This window comes from Stenotrophomonas sp. FSL W7-1447, from assembly GCF_037966425.1.
Lineage (GTDB): Bacteria > Pseudomonadota > Gammaproteobacteria > Xanthomonadales > Xanthomonadaceae > Stenotrophomonas > Stenotrophomonas pavanii.
Window position 1 is genome coordinate 3,153,784 of sequence record NZ_CP150199.1, and the last position, 14,974, is coordinate 3,168,757.

The following is a 14,974-nucleotide window of genomic DNA, read 5'->3' on the forward strand; positions in this document are numbered from 1 at the left end:
CCTCGGTCGGCGCTTGGGCCTGGTGGGTGCCGACCTTGGTCGGCACCGGGGTCTACCGCGAAGAGCATCCACGCATGGCGTGGATCTACTTGCGCGTCTGCCCTTCACCGCGCACGACAAATCGTTCGACGGTGAGTGCTTCCAGGCCCATCGGGCCATACGCATGCAGGCGCGTGGTGGAGATGCCGATCTCGCTGCCCAGGCCCAGCTGGCCACCATCGGAGAAGCGCGACGAAGCGTTGACCATCACCACCGCCGAGCGCAGCGCGTTGACGAAGCGCTCGGCATGGCCGGCGTCTTCGGTCGCGATCACTTCGGTGTGGTCGGAGGTATAGGTGCGGATGTGGGCGATGGCCGCCTCGAGATCATCGACCACGCGCACCGCCAGCACCAGATCGAGGAATTCGGCGGCATAGTCCTCTTCGGTGGCCGCCGTGCTGCCAGGTAGCAGCGGCTGTGCCTGCGCATCGGCGCGCAGCTGCACGCCGCGCTCGCCCAGCGCCTGCGCTACGCGCGGCAGGAACGTTCCGGCGACCTCGCGGTGCACCAGCAGCGTTTCCAGGGAATTGCACGCCGCCGGCCGGCTGCACTTGCCGTCCACCAGCAGGTCGATGGCTTTGCCGAGGTCGGCACTGGCGTCCACGAACAGATGGCAGACGCCCTTGTAGTGCTTGATCACCGGCACCCGTGCATGCTCGGCAACAAAGCGGATCAGGCCTTCGCCGCCGCGCGGGATCGCCAGGTCGATCAACTCGTGCAACTGCAGCAGTTCCAGCATCGCTTCGCGGCGCAGATCGGTCAGCACGGTCACTGCCGCCGCCGGCACACCGTTGGCGTTCAGGGCACCGGCCAGCGCCTGGGCGATGGCGGTGTTGGAATGGATCGCCTCGGAGCCCCCGCGCAGGATCACGCCGTTGCCCGCCTTCAGGCACAACGCCGCGGCTTCGGCGGTGACGTTCGGGCGAGCCTCGTAGATCATCGCGATCACGCCCAGCGGCACGCGCACCTTCTGCACGCGGATGCCGTTGGGACGTACGTCATCGCGGGTCACCTGGCCGACCGGGTCAGGCAGCGCGGCCACCTCGCGCACCGCCTCGGCCATCGCGAACAGCCGCGGCGGGTCCAGTGCGAGGCGGTCGAGCATGGCACTGCCAACGCCCTTGTCGCGCGCGGCGGCGAGGTCGCGTGCGTTGCCGGCCAGGATCAGTCCGGCATTCACCTCCAGGGCCTGCGCCATCGCCAGCAGCAGCGTGCGTCGCGCCGCACTGTCCAGGCCGGCAACGATCTGCGCTGCATCACGGCAGGCGCGCGCCTGGGCTTCGATTTCGCTCATCGGGGTGTCCTTCAAACCGGTCATGGCAGCACCAGGTCGTCACGATGGACGACGCTCCCACCGTAGTTGTAGCCGAGCACGGCCTGGATGTCGCGCGAATGATGGCCGGCGATGCGGCGCACGTCGTCGGCCGCGTACTGGCTGACCCCGCGGGCCACGCAGACGCGGCCCTGCGGCGCGTTCCAGCAGACCTGCACCATGTCGCCGCGCCGGAATGCCCCCTCCGCAGCGGTGATGCCACCGGGCAGCAGCGAGGCCCCCTTCTCGCGCATCGCCTGTGCCGCACCGGCATCGACGACGATCGCGCCTTCAGCCAACGGCGCGTGCCGCAGCCAGTGCTTGCGGGCGGCCTCACGGCTGCGTGCGGCATGGATGCGGGTACCGAACAGGCGGTCCTGTGCCAGCGCGCGCACCACATCAGCGCTGCGGCCGTTGAACAGATAGGTCTCGATGCCGAGGCGGCCCGCCTTCGCCGCTGCCTCCAGCTTGGTGCGCATGCCGCCGGTGCCAGCCCGCGAACCGGCACCGCCGGCCATCGCCAGCACCGGGTCGCTCAGTTCCGGCACATCATGCAGCGGCCGTGCGTCGGGCACCGTGCGCGGATCGGCGCTGTACAGGCCATCGATGTCGGTGGCGATGAACAGCGCATCGGCATCGACCAGCGCCGCCACGGTGGCCGCCAGGTTGTCGTTGTCGCCGAGCTTGAGCTCGTCCACCGACACGGTGTCGTTCTCGTTGACCACCGGCAACGCCCCCAGCCGCAGCAGTTCGCTCAGCGTGGCGCGCGCATTGAGGTAGCGGCGGCGGTTGCGCAGGTCGTCGTGGGTCAGCAGCACCTGCGCCACGGGGCGCTCGAAGAAGCGCTGCCAGAGCCCGATCAGCTGGGCCTGGCCGAGCGCGGCCAGGGCCTGACGCGCCGCCATCGCCGCACCCGGTTCATCGGCCCGTGGCAGGATCGCGCGCCCTGCGGCGACCGCACCGGACGACACGATCACCACCTCGCGCCCGGCCGCTACATTGGCCGAGACGAACTGCGCCAGGCCCAGCGCATGGCGCGGCGACAGGCCGCCACCATCGGCCGCCAGCAGGCTGCTGCCGACCTTCAGCACCGCGCGCCGCCACGGCGGCAGCGCCTGTTGCGGGAACGGCGAAGCGACGTTGGCAGCGTGCAGGGTCATTGGTCAGGCTCTCAGCGGATGTTCCATTCGTGCAAGGTCAGGTCGGAGGCCTGCATCGTCACCAGCGGGTCGGTGGCGACGATGGCCTGCGCCTGCGCCAGGCTGTCCACGTTGCACAGCACGTAGGCGCCACCGCTGCCATCGGCGAAGCCGCCGGTCAGCTGCAGCTTGCCCTGTGCCTGCAACGCATCGAGGAAATCGCGGTGTGGTTGCACCGCCGCAGCATTGAAGTCCGGACGGCGCATCGCCAGCACCAGGTAGACGGTGCCCGCCATCAGGACAGCGCCTGCCAGCGTGCGTGCAGTTGCTCCAGGCGCAGGTCGGCCGCCGAGCCGGGCGACACGCGCGCAGCCAGGCTGCCTTCCGGCGTGCGCCCCTGCCCTGCACTGTCGGCACCTGCCGCTGCCGCCTTGTAGGCCTCGCGGAACGGCACACCGGCCACGGCCGCTTCCACCGCCACGTCGGTGGCGTACATGCCCGAGTCGATCGCTGCGCGCAGCCTGTCGTCGCGCCATTCCAGGTTGGCCAGCAATGCCGGCAGCAGCTCCAGCGCGGCCAGGCCGCGGCCGAAGCCATGGAAGATGGCGCCCTTGGACGATTGCAGGTCGCGGTGATAACCCGAGGGCAGCGACAGCAGCTGCTCGATCTCGGTGCGCGCGGCAGCAACGCTGGCGTGGGTGGCGCGCATCAGCTCGATCACGTCCGGATTGCGCTTGTTGGGCATGATCGAACTGCCGGTGGTGTACTGCGCCGGCAGCGCGACGAAGCCGAACTCGGCACTGGTGAACAGCGACAGGTCCCAGGCGATGCGGCGCAGGTCCAGCGTGGCGCCACCGAGGGCTTCCAGCGCTGCCAGCTCGAACTTGCCGCGCGACAGCTGCGCATAGATCGGCGAGATCTGCATGCGCGCGAAGCCGAGCGCCGCCGTGGTGTGCTCGCGGTCCAGCGGCAGGTTCACGCCGTAGCCGGCAGCGGTACCCAACGGATTGGCGTCGACCAGCGCATGGGTGTCGCGGGCGCGGATGGCGTTGTCGATGAAGGCCTCGGCCCAGCCGGCCCACCACATGCCCGCCGAGGACACCACGGCGCGCTGGATGTGGGTGTAACCGGGAATCGGCAGGGCCTTCTCGGCCTGCGCACGGTCGAGCGCGACCTTGGCCACTTCCGCGCTGAGCTGCGCCACGCGCTGCAGCTTCTCCTTCAGCCACAGGCGCGTGGCCACCAGGATCTGGTCGTTGCGGCTGCGACCGGTGTGGATCTTGCGGCCGGCATCGCCGAGACGCTCGGTCAGCCGTGCTTCGATCGCCGAGTGGCCATCTTCGTACTGCGTATCCAGTATGAAGCGGCCCTCACGGAAGTCCTGCGCCAGCACCTCCAGTTCGCGCAGCAGGCCGGCCCGCTCATCGGCGCTGAGGATGCCGATGTGCTGCAGGCCCTGCGCGTGCGCGGCGCTGGCGGCAATGTCGTGCAGGAAGAACTCGCGGTCGAGGATCACGTCGTCGCCGGCGAGGAAGGTCTGGATCTGGGCGTCGACGGCGACGCCGGGCTTCTGCCAAAGAAGGTCTGCCATGGGGGCTCCGGAAGGCGGGTTCAGTGCGGGATCGACGTCAGTTCGTCGATGCCCAGCGCGAGGTTGAGGTTCTGCATGGCCTGGGTGGCCGCGCCCTTGAGCAGGTTGTCCAGGGTCGCCACCACCACCACCCGCTTGCCGCCCGGGGCGAGGGTGAAGCCACCGACCTGGGCACCGTGGCGGCCGGCGATGCGCCTGACCCACGGCGCTTCATCCACCACGTCGATCAGGGGTTCACCGGCATAGGCCTGCTGGAAGCGCTCGACGATCTGTTCGCGGGTCTGCACGCGGTTCAGCCACAGGTTGGCGGTCAGCGTGATGCCCCGGAAGTGCGGCGCGACGTGCGGCATGAATTCCACGGCCACGCCCAGCTGCACCGACACCTCGCGCTCGTGCACGTGGTTGGTCAGCGCATACGGCATCAGGTTGTCGGCCAGCAGTTCGACGTTGTTCTTGTCCGACGGCGTGGTGCCGGCGCCGGAGTAGCCGGACACACCGAAGCACTGCGGCGGGCCGGCCAGCAGGTCCAGCAGCGGATGCACCGCCAGCTGCATCGCCGTGGCATAGCAGCCCGGGTTGCTGATGTGCTTCTGGCCGGTGTAGCGGCCGCGGGTCAGCTCCGGCAGGCCGTAGTACCAGCCGTTGTCGAAACGGTAGTCGGCCGAGAGATCGACGATGACGGTATCCGGCTTCGCTGCGTCCAGCGCGGCCACGAACGGCGCGGCCAGGCCGTTGGGCAGGGCCAGGATCACCGCGTCCACACCCTTGGCCGCCACCGCGTCGGCGTCCAGGTTCTCGTACTGCAGGTGCCCCTGGAATTCCGGATGGTGGTCGGACAGGCGCTGTCCGGCGCGCTCGCGCGAAGAGACGAAGGCAAGTTGCAGCCGCGGGTGGGCGGCCACCAGCTTGATCAGCTCGGCGCCGGTATGGCCGCGGGCACCGACGATGCCAAGGGTAAAGGTCGAATCGTTCATGCGTGGCTGTCCAGGCGGTACTGCAGGTGGCGCTTCACGCCCTGCCATTCCGCGTCGATGATGGAGAAGATGACGGTGTCGCGCGGCGTGCCGTCGGCGTGCCGCTTGTGGTTGCGCAGCACGCCATCCTGCTTGGCGCCGAGGCGGGCGATGGCGGTGCGCGAGGTGAGATTGAACCAGCTGGTTTCCAGCACCACACTGATGCAGCCCATCACCTCGAACGCATGCTGCAGCAGCAACAGCTTGGCTTCGGTGTTGGCACCGGTGCGCTGCACGCGCGGCGTGTACCACGTGTAGCCGAGGCTGAGCCTGGGCACGCTGGCATCCATGTCGTAGAAGCGCGTGCTGCCGATGATGGCGCCGGCCGCATCGCGGATCACGAACGGCAGTACCTTGCCTTCGCTCTGTGCCTGCAGCGCCGCCTGCACATAGGGCTCGACCTGCTGCGGCGACGGCACCTGGGTGTACCAGAGCTGGTCACGGCCACTGCCTTCGAGCGCATCGCGCAGGCCCGGCACGTGTGCAGGCTGCAGCGGCTGCAGCGTCACGTGCTGGCCGCGCAGGGTGGGAACCGCGTTCCAGGCGTCAGGAGGGCTCATCGCTCACCCCAGCAGGCTCGGCGCGCGCTGGGCGCAGTGGTCGACATAGGTCTTGATGCGGTCGATGCCATCGGCACCGAACCAGAACACCTTCCAGTGATCCTGCTTGTAGCAGCCATCGGATTCGGCGTAGTAGAAATGATTGATCGGATTGCCATGGCGCGAACGCCAGAACAGCTGCGGGGTTTCCTCCAGCATCACGTTCCAGACCGCACGGCCCAGGCCTTCGCCCTGCGCATCGTCGAGCACGGCGAACTTGTCCAGGTACACGCCCTCGGCCTCGTCGGTGAGGATCACGGCGGTGCGGTAGTTCTCGCTGACATAGGCACGCAGCAGCCGGGTCTTCTCGAAGTAGTCCGGCACCAGGGTGCGGCCGAAGCTGGACTCGATCAGGCCCTTCAGGCGCGGCAGGTCCAGTTCGTCCCAGGCGGTGGCGCGCAGCACCTTCTCGCCCTTGCGCACCAGCGTGCCCGAGCCCTTGTGGGTGAACAGTTCCTTGGCCAGGTCGGCCGGCCGGGTGATCGATACCGACGATTCCAGCGGCAGGCGATCAAGCAGATCCTTGATCTGCTCGATCTTCACCTTCATGCCGCCATGAATCCATGGCTGCGCGATCAGGTGGTCGTACTCGGTGGACAGGTTGATCGAATCGATCACGTTGCCCTGCTCGTCCAGCAGGCCACCGGTGCCGGTCAGGAAGATGATCTTGTACGGCTGCAGTTCCTGCACCAGTTCATTGGCGGCAAAGTCGGCGTTGACGTTGAGGATCTGCCCGCCCGCGGTTTCGCCCAGGCTGGTGATGACCGGGATCGAGCCGGCGCGCAGGCTGGCCTCGATCGGGGCCAGGTTGACCTTCTTCACCTCGCCGACCAGGCCGTAGGTGTCCACGTCCAGGTACTCGGCCTCGAACACGCCACCGGTGATCGAGGTGGCACGCGCACCGTTCTGCTGCAGCGCTTCGACCAGGCGCAGGTTGGACTGCTGGAACACCCGGCGCACGATCGCCAGCGCTTCCGGCGAGGTCACGCGCAGGCCGTTGACCGTCTGCTTCTCGATGCCGGCGGCCGACAGCTCGGCGTCCAGCTGCGGACCGGCGCCGTGCAGCACGATCGGGGTCAGCCCGACTTCCTGCAGGAACGACAGTGAGGAGGTCAGCGCGTCGAGGTCGTCGCGCAGCACTGCGCCGCCGACCTTGACCACGGCGAAGCGCTTGGCATCCAGCTGCGAGAAGCGCTTGAGGTACTGGCTGATCTCCTTCGCGCTGGCCATGCTGGAGAGCAGGCGCACGATGGTCTGGCGGGTCTGGCGGTGAGGCTGGAGGGCAGGAGACATTTCGGTTTCGTCACAGGCGGCGGTCGCCGCGTTGCAGGTCCACCCGGCCGGGGCCGGGCGGCGTTGTAGGGTCGATCAGGCGCCGGCGGCGATGATCCGGTGCACGGCGTGGGTATAGCGCTGCAGCTGGTCCAGCGTCACGAACTCGTCGGCGGTGTGGGCCTGGGCGATGTCGCCCGGGCCGAACACCAGCGTGGTGTAGCCAGCGGCCGAGAACAGCGACGCCTCGGTCCAGAAATCCACGGCATTGCCGATCGGCAGCTCCAGCGCATCGGCCACGTCACGCGCCAGCAGGCGGCGGTTCTCGGCTTCGGCGATGTCACCGGCCGGCAGGCTCGGGCCACGGAAGGTCTCGGTGAACACGGCAGCGTCCGGTTCGGCGAATCCGGCGAAGGTCGCCAGCAGGCCGTCGATGTCCATCGACGGCAGCGGGCGGAACCCGAACCGTACTTCGGCAGCCGGTGCGATCATGTTGGCCTTGATCCCACCTTCGACGCGGCCGATGTTGAAACGCAGGCCGGTCAGCCCACCAAAGCGCGCCGAGGCCAGCGATTCCACATGGTCCAGCGCGCGGTTGCCCCAGCGCATGGCCTGGTGCAGCGCGCTGGCGGCCGCATCCTGCTTGCCCGAGGCGTGCCCGGCACGGCCGGCGAACTGCATCAGCACCGAACTGATGCCACGGTGCGCGAGCACCGCTTCGCTCATCGTCGGTTCGGCCACCAGTACCGCTTCATACGGCAGGCCACGGGCCAGGAAGGCGGCGATGCAGCGCGGATCGTTGGCTTCCTCGTCGCTGGAGAACAGGAACGCGGCATCACCGTCGCTGGCATTGGCCGCGGCCACCAGCGCCGCGGCCGCGCCCTTGATGTCGCACACGCCGAGGCCGACCACGCGGTCATCCAGCCGGCGCATCACGTGCGGGTCGGCACTCCAGTGCGGCGAATCGGGCACGGTATCCAGATGCACGTTGAACAGGTACTTCGGCGTACCACGCACGGCATACAGGCTGACCGCACCGGCGCCATGGTCGATCACCTCGACATTGAAGCCGGGCAGGTTCGCGCGCAGGTAATCGAAGATGCCACCGGTGGTGATCGCACGCGGCGGGTTGCGGGTGTCGAAGGACACCAGGGCCTGCAGGTGATCGAGCGTCTGGTCAAGCATGTGTCTGAATATCCGTAGGGTTCGAAATCGGTAGTGCCGGCCGCTGGCCGGCTCCGCAATGATCCAGCCGTGCCACGAGCCGGCCAGCGGCCGGCACTACCTTCCATTGACGTTGCGAGGCGCCGGCCAGCGGCCGGCCCCCCGTCACAGGTCAACCGCGATTGACCTGCGCATAGACAGTGGAGCTCATCCCGAACAGCTTGATGAAACCTTCGGCCTCCTCCACGCCCCAGTCGGCCGACTGCGCGTAGGTGGCGCCCTTGGTGTTGAGCAGGTGCGGCGACTTCACGGCCACCGCATCGACGCGGCCACCACGGGTTTCCAGCACCACTTCACCGTTGACCTTGGCCTGCGAGGACTTCAGGAAGGCTTCGATGTCGGTCTTCAGCGGGTCGTGGTAGAAGCCTTCGTACACCAGCTCCACCCACTTGCGCGCCACGTCCGGCTTGAAGCGGTTCTGCTGCTTGGTCAGCACCGCATCTTCCAGCGCGCGGTGTGCGGCCAGCAGCGAGACCAGGCCCGGGGCCTCGAACACGATGCGGCCCTTCAGGCCGATCACGGTGTCGCCGGTGTAGACGCCGCGACCCACGCCGTACGGAGCGAACAGCTTGTTGAGCTGGGCCAGGATCTGGTCGCCCGGCAGCGCCTTGCCATCCAGTTCGACGGCTTCGCCCTCAACGAACTTCAGGGTGACGGTCAGCGCCTGTTCCGGCCACTCGCTGCGCGGTGCGCACCAGCCGCGCGCGCCCTCGCCCGGGGCTTCCCACCGGTCGATCTCGCCGCCGGACATGGTCAGGCCCAGCAGGTTCTCGTTGATGGTGTAGGCCTGCTGCTTGGCGCGCACGCCGAAGCCACGCTCTTCCAGGTACTTCTGCTCGTAGGCGCGGGTCTGGGTGTGTTCCTTCTGGATCTCGCGGATCGGCGCGATGATCTGGTAATCGCCCAGTGCCTTCACGGCCAGGTCGAAGCGGACCTGGTCGTTGCCCATGCCGGTGCAGCCGTGGGCGATGATGTGGGTACCCAGTTCGGCGGCACGCTTCAGCGCGGCATCGACGATCAGGTAGCGGTCCGAGACCAGCAGCGGGTACTGGCCCTGGTAGCCTTCGCCGGCCCATACGAACGGCTTGACGAAGCCTTCCCAGATGGCCGGGCCACCGTTGACGGTGACGTGGCTGGCCACGCCCAGTTCGGCGGCGCGCTTTTCGATGAAGTCGCGCTCCTCATCATCCACGCCGCCGGTGTCGGCGAACACGGTGTGCACGTTGTAGCCACGCTCCTGCAGGTACGGCACGCAGAAGCTGGTATCCAGGCCGCCGGAGAAGGCGAGAACGACGTCTTTGTTGCTCATGGGGGTCAGGTCCACTTGGGGGATGAGAATTCGGTAGAGCCGACCATTGGTCGGCCGAAATGTTGGGTGCGCCGCTGCGGGAGCAGCCGACCAGCGGTCGGCCCTACCCCTTGTGCGATCTAGCGCCCGGCAACTGCCGCCATGATCGCCTTCTGCACGTGCAGGCGGTTCTCGGCTTCGTTGATGGCGATGCACTGCGGCGAATCCATCACCGCGTCGGTGGCCTTCACGTTGCGGCGCAGCGGCAGGCAGTGGCTGAACACACCGTTGTTGGTCAGCGCCATCTTCCGTTCGTCGACGATGAAGTGCTTGAACTGGTCACGGATCGGCTTCTCCGGTTCCCAGTTGCCGAAGAACGGCAGCGCGCCCCAGCTCTTGGCGTAGACCACGTCGGCGCCGGCGTAGGCGCTGTCGATGTCATGGCTGATCTTCAGCGAACCGCCGCTCTCGGCCACGTTCTGCTCGGCCCAGCCCATGTAGCGCTCGTCGAGGATGTAGTCGGCCGTCGGGCACAGCAGGGTCACGTCCATGCCCATGCGGGTGGCGATGGTCAGCGCCGAGTTGGCCACGGCGGTGTTGAGCGGCTTGGGGTGGTAGGTCCAGGTCAGCACGTACTTCTTGCCACGCAGGTCCTGGGTGCCGAAATGCTCCTGCAGCGCCATGATGTGGGCCAGCTCCTGGCACGGGTGGGTGATGGTCTCCATGTTGATGACCGGCACCGGCGAATACCTGGCGAAGCTGTTGAGGACGATGTCTTGGCGGTCGTACGCCCAGTCCTGGAATTTCGGGAACGCACGCACGGCGATGATGTCGCAGTAACGGCCCAGCACCTTGGCCACTTCCGCAATGTGCTCCTCGGTATCGCCGTCCATCACCGTGCCGAGGTTGAACTCGATCGGCCACGCATCCTTGCCCGGCTGCAGCACCACCGCATGGGCGCCGAGCTGGAACGCGCCCAGTTCGAAACTGGTGCGGGTGCGCATGGACGGGTTGAAGAACACCAGCGCGATCGACTTGCCCTTGAGCTGGTCGCCGAGCTTGTTGCGCTTGAACAGCGCCGCCTGGGTCAACAGCGCATCAAGATCGCTGCGGCTCCAGTCCTGGGTGTTCAGGAAGTGCTTGGGGGACATCATCTTTCCTTGCGTGGCGGCGCCGGGTTCGACGCGGTGGAAGGGAAAACAGGAAGCAAAGGTGAAGCGAAAAGATTGCAGTTGCAGCTTTCAGAACGCGGAAACGAAAAAACCCAGCCGGCGGGCTGGGTTTTTTTCGGACGAACAGCAAAAAGCTCCGGTTACCCAGCGAGAATGTGGGGTTCCGGTCGACGCGCACGCGAGGTCATGCCCGACGCCTGTCGGGCTGCGCTGCTGTCGTGCTGGAAGTCGGTGAGCTTCATGGCCGGATATCTTTGCATGCGACCGGGGCCGGCGCAAGGGGCCGGGGTCGCAGAATCAGGGATTGCTGGCCGTGCCCTGCTCAGGGCCGACCCACGGGGTGATCGACACCCGGATCTTGAGCCGGTTGCCGGGGTCTTCCGGCAGCCGCGAGCGGTACTTGGTGCCCTTGTAGACGTAATCCACGTCATAGGCGATGGGGCGGCGGAATTCACGCCCCACCGGCACGATGCGGCAGTCGCGGGTCAGCATCGGCCCGTTGCTGGCCGGGGCGGGGGCGGGCGTCTCGGCAGCGGGGTCCTCGGAAACCTCGTCATCGCTGCGCTTGAACATCGAGCGCACCGAGTCCCAGAAGCGGCTGATCCGGCCCTTGTCCTCGACCGGTTCCTCGCCGGTCACGTTGACCGGGGCCAGAGTACGGGTCGACACCGGCTCGCAATGCTCCTCGGTGCGGGTTGCGCGCAGGGTCTGGAACACCGGTTCGACATTCAGCACCTGGGCGTAGTCGAACTTCACGTTCTCCACGATCACCACCCGGTTGCGGGGCTCGGCCTCCTGCGCCAGCACCACGGCGGGCAGCGCCGACAGGCAGGCCAGGGTCAGCAACGCGGTGGGTTTCATTGGCGACGGGAGCAAGGACACGGCAATAGTGTAGGCAGTGGCGAGCGCAAGGGGCTGAACATTACCCGTCCACGCCGCTCCTGCCCACCCCACCCTGGAACAACCGGCGTCCACCGGTGGCAACCGGTGCCCCCAAAGGGGCGCGACACGTTCTAAAATCACAGGCTTGTCCCCCAGCCACAGCCCCATGACCCTGCGCCTGCACAACAACCTGACTCGCCAGCTCGAACCGTTCACCCCGCTCGACCCGGCCTGTCCGACCCTGTATGTGTGCGGCCCGACGGTCTACAACTACGTGCACATCGGCAACGCCCGTGGCCCGGTGGTGTTCGGGGTGCTGGCCGACCTGCTGCGGCGCCGTTTCGGCGCACTGCGCTACGCCCGCAACATCACCGATGTGGACGACAAGATCAACACCGCCGCGCGCGAGCAGGGGGTGCCGATCAGCACCATCACCGACCGCTTCGCCGCCGCCTACCGTGAAGACATGGCCGCGCTGGGCGTGGTGCCGCCGGATATCGAGCCGGAAGTGACCGCGCACATGCCGCAGATCATCGCGATGATCGAGCAGCTCATCGCCAATGGGCATGCCTATGCCGCCGAGGGCCACGTGCTGTTCGCGGTGGCCAGCTTCGACGGCTACGGCAAGCTTTCGCGCCGCGACCCGGACGAAATGCTGGCCGGTGCCCGCGTCGACGTGGCACCGTACAAGCGTGACCCGGGCGATTTCGTGCTGTGGAAGCCGTCCAGCGACGACCTGCCCGGTTGGGAATCGCCGTGGGGCCGGGGCCGTCCGGGCTGGCATATCGAATGCTCGGCGATGGCCGCCGCCCACCTGGGCGAGACCATCGACATCCACGCCGGCGGCGTCGACCTGCAGTTCCCGCACCATGAGAACGAGATCGCGCAGAGCGAATGCGCCCACGGCGGCAGGATCTTCGCCCGCTTCTGGCTGCACAACGGCATGCTCAACTTCGGCGGCGCCAAGATGAGCAAGTCGCTGGGCAACATCGAGCGCGTGCACGACCTGGTGCGCCAGCATCCGCCGGAAGCGCTGCGCCTGGCCCTGCTGTCGGCCCACTACCGGCAGCCGCTGGACTGGTCCGATGCACTGATCGAGCAGTCGGTGCGCACCCTGGACCGCCTGTACGGCACCCTGCGCGAACTGGCATCGGTCGAGGCGGTCGTGGCGATCCCGGCCACGGTCGAGGCCACCCTGGATGATGACCTCAACACGCCGCAGGCGCTGGCCGAAGTGGCCCGCATCGCCGCCGATGCGCGCCGGGCCACCGACCCGGCAGAGCAGGCACGCCTGAAGGGTGAGCTGCTCGGTGCCGGCCTGGTGCTCGGACTGCTGCAGGCCGATCCGGAACAGTGGTTCGGCACCACCGCCAGCGATGACGGCGACGATGCCCGCATCCAGGGCCTGATCGATGCGCGTGCCGCCGCCAAGAAGGCGCGCGACTTCGCCCGTTCCGACGCCATCCGCGACCAGCTGGCCGCCGAAGGCATCGTGCTGGAAGACACCCCGCAGGGCGTGCGCTGGTCGCGCAAGCGCGGCTGACGACCCGCCCTGCCCCGTGGCCGGTCCGCCGGCCACGCCCCACCGTAGAGACTGTTGTGACCGACTCCCCGTTCCCGCTTGAACCCACCGCCGCCGAGGCCCAGGCCGCCATCGCCGAGGAATTCGGCTTCTTCGGCGACTGGTCCGAGCGCTACCAGTACCTGATCGACCTCGGCCGCAAGCTGCCGCCCTTCCCTGAAGACTGGAAGACCGAACAGCATCGCCTGCTCGGCTGCCAGTCGATGGTCTGGATCGTGCCCGAAGGCAACGCGCAGTCGCTGCGCTTCCATGCCATCAGTGATTCGGCGATTGTCTCCGGCCTGATCTTCCTGGCCCTGCGCGTGTACTCCGGGCGCTCGGCGCAGGAGATCCTGGACACCGAGCCGAGCTACATCCAGGACATCGGCCTGGCCCGCCACCTCTCGCCCACCCGCAGCAACGGCGTGGCGGCGATGCTGGCCTTCATCCGCGAGACCGCGCAGGCCCAGCTGCAGCGCGACCCGTCGTGAGCGAGCCTGCCACGGCCGAAGACACCGCGCTGGGCCTGCTGTCCCGGCCCGGCTTCGCCAGGCTGCTGGCGTACCGCATCTTTGCGATGCTGTCCTACCAGGTGGTCGCGGTCACCGTTGGCTGGCACATCTACGAAGTCACCCGCAATCCGTTCTCGCTGGGCCTGATCGGCCTGGCCGAGGTCGTGCCGTTCTTCTGCGTGGCGCCGTTCGCCGGTTACCTGGTGGACCACCTGCCGCGCCGCCGTCTCGGCATGGTCGCCTGCTGCGGATTGATCGCCACCGCCCTGGTGCTGACCAGCGTGGCCATGGGCGGGCTGCCGATTGCCGGCGTGTGGCCGATCTATGCGGCCATCGCACTGACCGGCATGGTCCGCGCCTTCCTGTCGCCGATCTACAACGCCCTGTTCGCCCGCGTTCTGGCCCGTGACCAGTTCGCCCGTGGCGCCGGCCTGGGCGCGGTGGTGTTCCAGGCCGGCATGATCGCCGGCCCGGCACTGGGCGGCGTGCTGGTCGGCTTCGGTGGCAAGGGGCTGTCCTACGCGGTGGCCACCGCCTTCGCGCTGGTGGCGATGGCCTGCCTGGCCACGCTGAAAGTGGAAGAACCGGTGCATGCCGGCCCGGCCGCCCCGATCTTCAAGAGCATCGCCGAAGGCGCGCGCTTCGTGGTCGGCAACCGGATCATGGTCGGCGCGATGGCGCTGGACATGTTCTCGGTGCTGCTGGGGGGCGTGGTGGCGATGCTGCCGGCGTTCCTGCACGAGATCCTGCACCACGGCCCGGAAGGCCTGGGCATCCTGCGCGCCATGCCGGCGCTGGGCTCGGTGTGCGTCGGCCTGTGGCTGGCGCGCCACCCGCTGCACCGCAATGCCGGCCGCGTGCTGTTGTTCGCGGTGGCCGGGTTCGGCCTGTGCGTGATCGGCTTCGGGCTGTCGCAGCACTTCTGGCTGTCGGCGCTGATCCTGCTGTTCTACGGCGCCTTCGATGGCGTTTCGGTGGTGATCCGCTCGACCATCCTGCAGCTGGCCACGCCGGAAGAGATGCGCGGTCGCGTATCGTCGATCAACGGCATCTTCATCAGTTCGTCCAACGAGCTGGGCGCGTTCTATGCCGGCACGATGGCAAAACTGCTCGGCCTGGTGCCGGCCGTGGTGCTGGGTGGGTTCGCCGTGCTGAGCGTGGCCGGGATCACCGCGTGGAAGAACCCGACGCTGCGGAAACTGAATCTTCGCGACCTGCAGTGACGCTGCGAACAGCGGATTCGGCGGCGCCGGGCGTTTGGCTGGGGCCGTTGCTCTCCGTCGATGATTGGGCTTGTCACCTTCTTTTCGCGAAAAGAAAGTAACCAAAGAAGCGCGCCGCCATCCGCGAGCCGGTGCTGCGCACCGGTG

Annotated in this window: 14 protein-coding genes; 3 read left to right on the top strand and 11 right to left on the bottom strand. The window is 67.8% G+C overall.

Annotation, left to right across the window (positions count from 1 at the left end; all coding sequences use genetic code 11):
* Positions 1–85: 85 nt before the first annotated feature.
* From NSQ78_RS14820 to NSQ78_RS14870, 11 genes are all read right to left on the bottom strand, one after another.
* Positions 86–1,357, bottom strand: a complete 1,272-nt coding sequence (locus NSQ78_RS14820; protein WP_064238893.1) for a glutamate-5-semialdehyde dehydrogenase — start codon at positions 1,355–1,357, stop codon at positions 86–88.
* Positions 1,354–2,511, bottom strand: a complete 1,158-nt coding sequence (proB, locus tag NSQ78_RS14825) for a glutamate 5-kinase (protein ID WP_064238894.1) — start codon at positions 2,509–2,511, stop codon at positions 1,354–1,356. Before proB ends, NSQ78_RS14820 begins: the two co-directional genes overlap by 4 nt.
* Before the next feature lie 11 nt (positions 2,512–2,522).
* Positions 2,523–2,786, bottom strand: coding sequence for a YciI family protein (locus NSQ78_RS14830; protein WP_064238895.1), 264 nt, complete (start codon positions 2,784–2,786; stop codon positions 2,523–2,525).
* The gene (argH, locus tag NSQ78_RS14835; protein ID WP_064238896.1) at positions 2,786–4,081 is read right to left on the bottom strand and encodes an argininosuccinate lyase; all 1,296 of its coding nucleotides are present in this window, start codon (positions 4,079–4,081) and stop codon (positions 2,786–2,788) included. The genes NSQ78_RS14830 and argH overlap by 1 nt, the downstream gene beginning before the upstream one ends.
* Positions 4,082–4,101: 20 nt before the next feature.
* Positions 4,102–5,055, bottom strand: coding sequence for an N-acetyl-gamma-glutamyl-phosphate reductase (gene argC, locus NSQ78_RS14840; RefSeq protein ID WP_064238897.1), 954 nt, complete (start codon positions 5,053–5,055; stop codon positions 4,102–4,104).
* A complete protein-coding gene (locus NSQ78_RS14845; protein ID WP_064238898.1) occupies positions 5,052–5,654 on the bottom strand; it encodes a GNAT family protein in 603 nt (200 codons plus the stop codon). The genes argC and NSQ78_RS14845 overlap by 4 nt, the downstream gene beginning before the upstream one ends.
* A gap of 3 nt (positions 5,655–5,657) precedes the next feature.
* Positions 5,658–6,986, bottom strand: coding sequence for an acetylglutamate kinase (locus NSQ78_RS14850; RefSeq protein ID WP_064238899.1), 1,329 nt, complete (start codon positions 6,984–6,986; stop codon positions 5,658–5,660).
* Positions 6,987–7,061: 75 nt separating this feature from the next.
* Entirely contained in the window at positions 7,062–8,150 is a 1,089-nt protein-coding gene (locus NSQ78_RS14855; protein ID WP_053460902.1) for an acetylornithine deacetylase, read from the bottom strand.
* Positions 8,151–8,301: 151 nt separating this feature from the next.
* Positions 8,302–9,498: an argininosuccinate synthase gene (locus tag NSQ78_RS14860; protein WP_049468128.1), complete on the bottom strand. Its 1,197-nt coding sequence runs from the start codon at positions 9,496–9,498 to the stop codon at positions 8,302–8,304.
* A gap of 119 nt (positions 9,499–9,617) precedes the next feature.
* Positions 9,618–10,628, bottom strand: coding sequence for an N-acetylornithine carbamoyltransferase (locus NSQ78_RS14865; protein ID WP_057493584.1), 1,011 nt, complete (start codon positions 10,626–10,628; stop codon positions 9,618–9,620).
* A 318-nt stretch (positions 10,629–10,946) separates the two neighbouring features.
* Complete coding sequence (locus tag NSQ78_RS14870) at positions 10,947–11,510, bottom strand: hypothetical protein (RefSeq protein WP_053460905.1); 564 nt, start codon at positions 11,508–11,510, stop codon at positions 10,947–10,949.
* Between the two features lie 187 nt (positions 11,511–11,697).
* On the opposite strand from NSQ78_RS14870, the gene cysS reads away from it, so the two are divergent.
* Genes cysS through NSQ78_RS14885 form a run of 3 tightly spaced genes read left to right on the top strand, consistent with a single transcriptional unit; the run spans position 11,698 to position 14,827 of the window.
* Positions 11,698–13,074 (top strand): cysteine--tRNA ligase, encoded by a 1,377-nt coding sequence (gene cysS, locus NSQ78_RS14875; RefSeq protein ID WP_064238900.1) that lies wholly within the window; start codon positions 11,698–11,700, stop codon positions 13,072–13,074.
* A 56-nt stretch (positions 13,075–13,130) separates the two neighbouring features.
* The gene (locus NSQ78_RS14880) at positions 13,131–13,583 is read left to right on the top strand and encodes a SufE family protein (protein ID WP_053460907.1); all 453 of its coding nucleotides are present in this window, start codon (positions 13,131–13,133) and stop codon (positions 13,581–13,583) included.
* Complete coding sequence (locus NSQ78_RS14885; protein WP_049468118.1) at positions 13,580–14,827, top strand: MFS transporter; 1,248 nt, start codon at positions 13,580–13,582, stop codon at positions 14,825–14,827. The genes NSQ78_RS14880 and NSQ78_RS14885 overlap by 4 nt, the downstream gene beginning before the upstream one ends.
* Positions 14,828–14,974 lie beyond the last annotated feature (147 nt).

Bases quoted from the DNA above. Each gene is read 5' to 3' on its own strand.
- NSQ78_RS14850 (WP_064238899.1), bottom strand. From the start codon at position 6,986: ATGTCTCCTGCCCTCCAGCCTCACCGCCAGACCCGCCAGACCATCGTG.
- NSQ78_RS14855 (WP_053460902.1), bottom strand. From the start codon at position 8,150: ATGCTTGACCAGACGCTCGATCACCTGCAGGCCCTGGTGTCCTTCGAC.
- NSQ78_RS14820 (WP_064238893.1), bottom strand. From the start codon at position 1,357: ATGACCGGTTTGAAGGACACCCCGATGAGCGAAATCGAAGCCCAGGCG.
- NSQ78_RS14845 (WP_064238898.1), bottom strand. From the start codon at position 5,654: ATGAGCCCTCCTGACGCCTGGAACGCGGTTCCCACCCTGCGCGGCCAG.
- NSQ78_RS14865 (WP_057493584.1), bottom strand. From the start codon at position 10,628: ATGTCCCCCAAGCACTTCCTGAACACCCAGGACTGGAGCCGCAGCGAT.
- NSQ78_RS14860 (WP_049468128.1), bottom strand. From the start codon at position 9,498: ATGAGCAACAAAGACGTCGTTCTCGCCTTCTCCGGCGGCCTGGATACC.
- cysS (WP_064238900.1), top strand. From the start codon at position 11,698: ATGACCCTGCGCCTGCACAACAACCTGACTCGCCAGCTCGAACCGTTC.
- proB (WP_064238894.1), bottom strand. From the start codon at position 2,511: ATGACCCTGCACGCTGCCAACGTCGCTTCGCCGTTCCCGCAACAGGCG.
- NSQ78_RS14870 (WP_053460905.1), bottom strand. From the start codon at position 11,510: ATGAAACCCACCGCGTTGCTGACCCTGGCCTGCCTGTCGGCGCTGCCC.
- argC (WP_064238897.1), bottom strand. From the start codon at position 5,055: ATGAACGATTCGACCTTTACCCTTGGCATCGTCGGTGCCCGCGGCCAT.
- NSQ78_RS14830 (WP_064238895.1), bottom strand. From the start codon at position 2,786: ATGGCGGGCACCGTCTACCTGGTGCTGGCGATGCGCCGTCCGGACTTC.
- argH (WP_064238896.1), bottom strand. From the start codon at position 4,081: ATGGCAGACCTTCTTTGGCAGAAGCCCGGCGTCGCCGTCGACGCCCAG.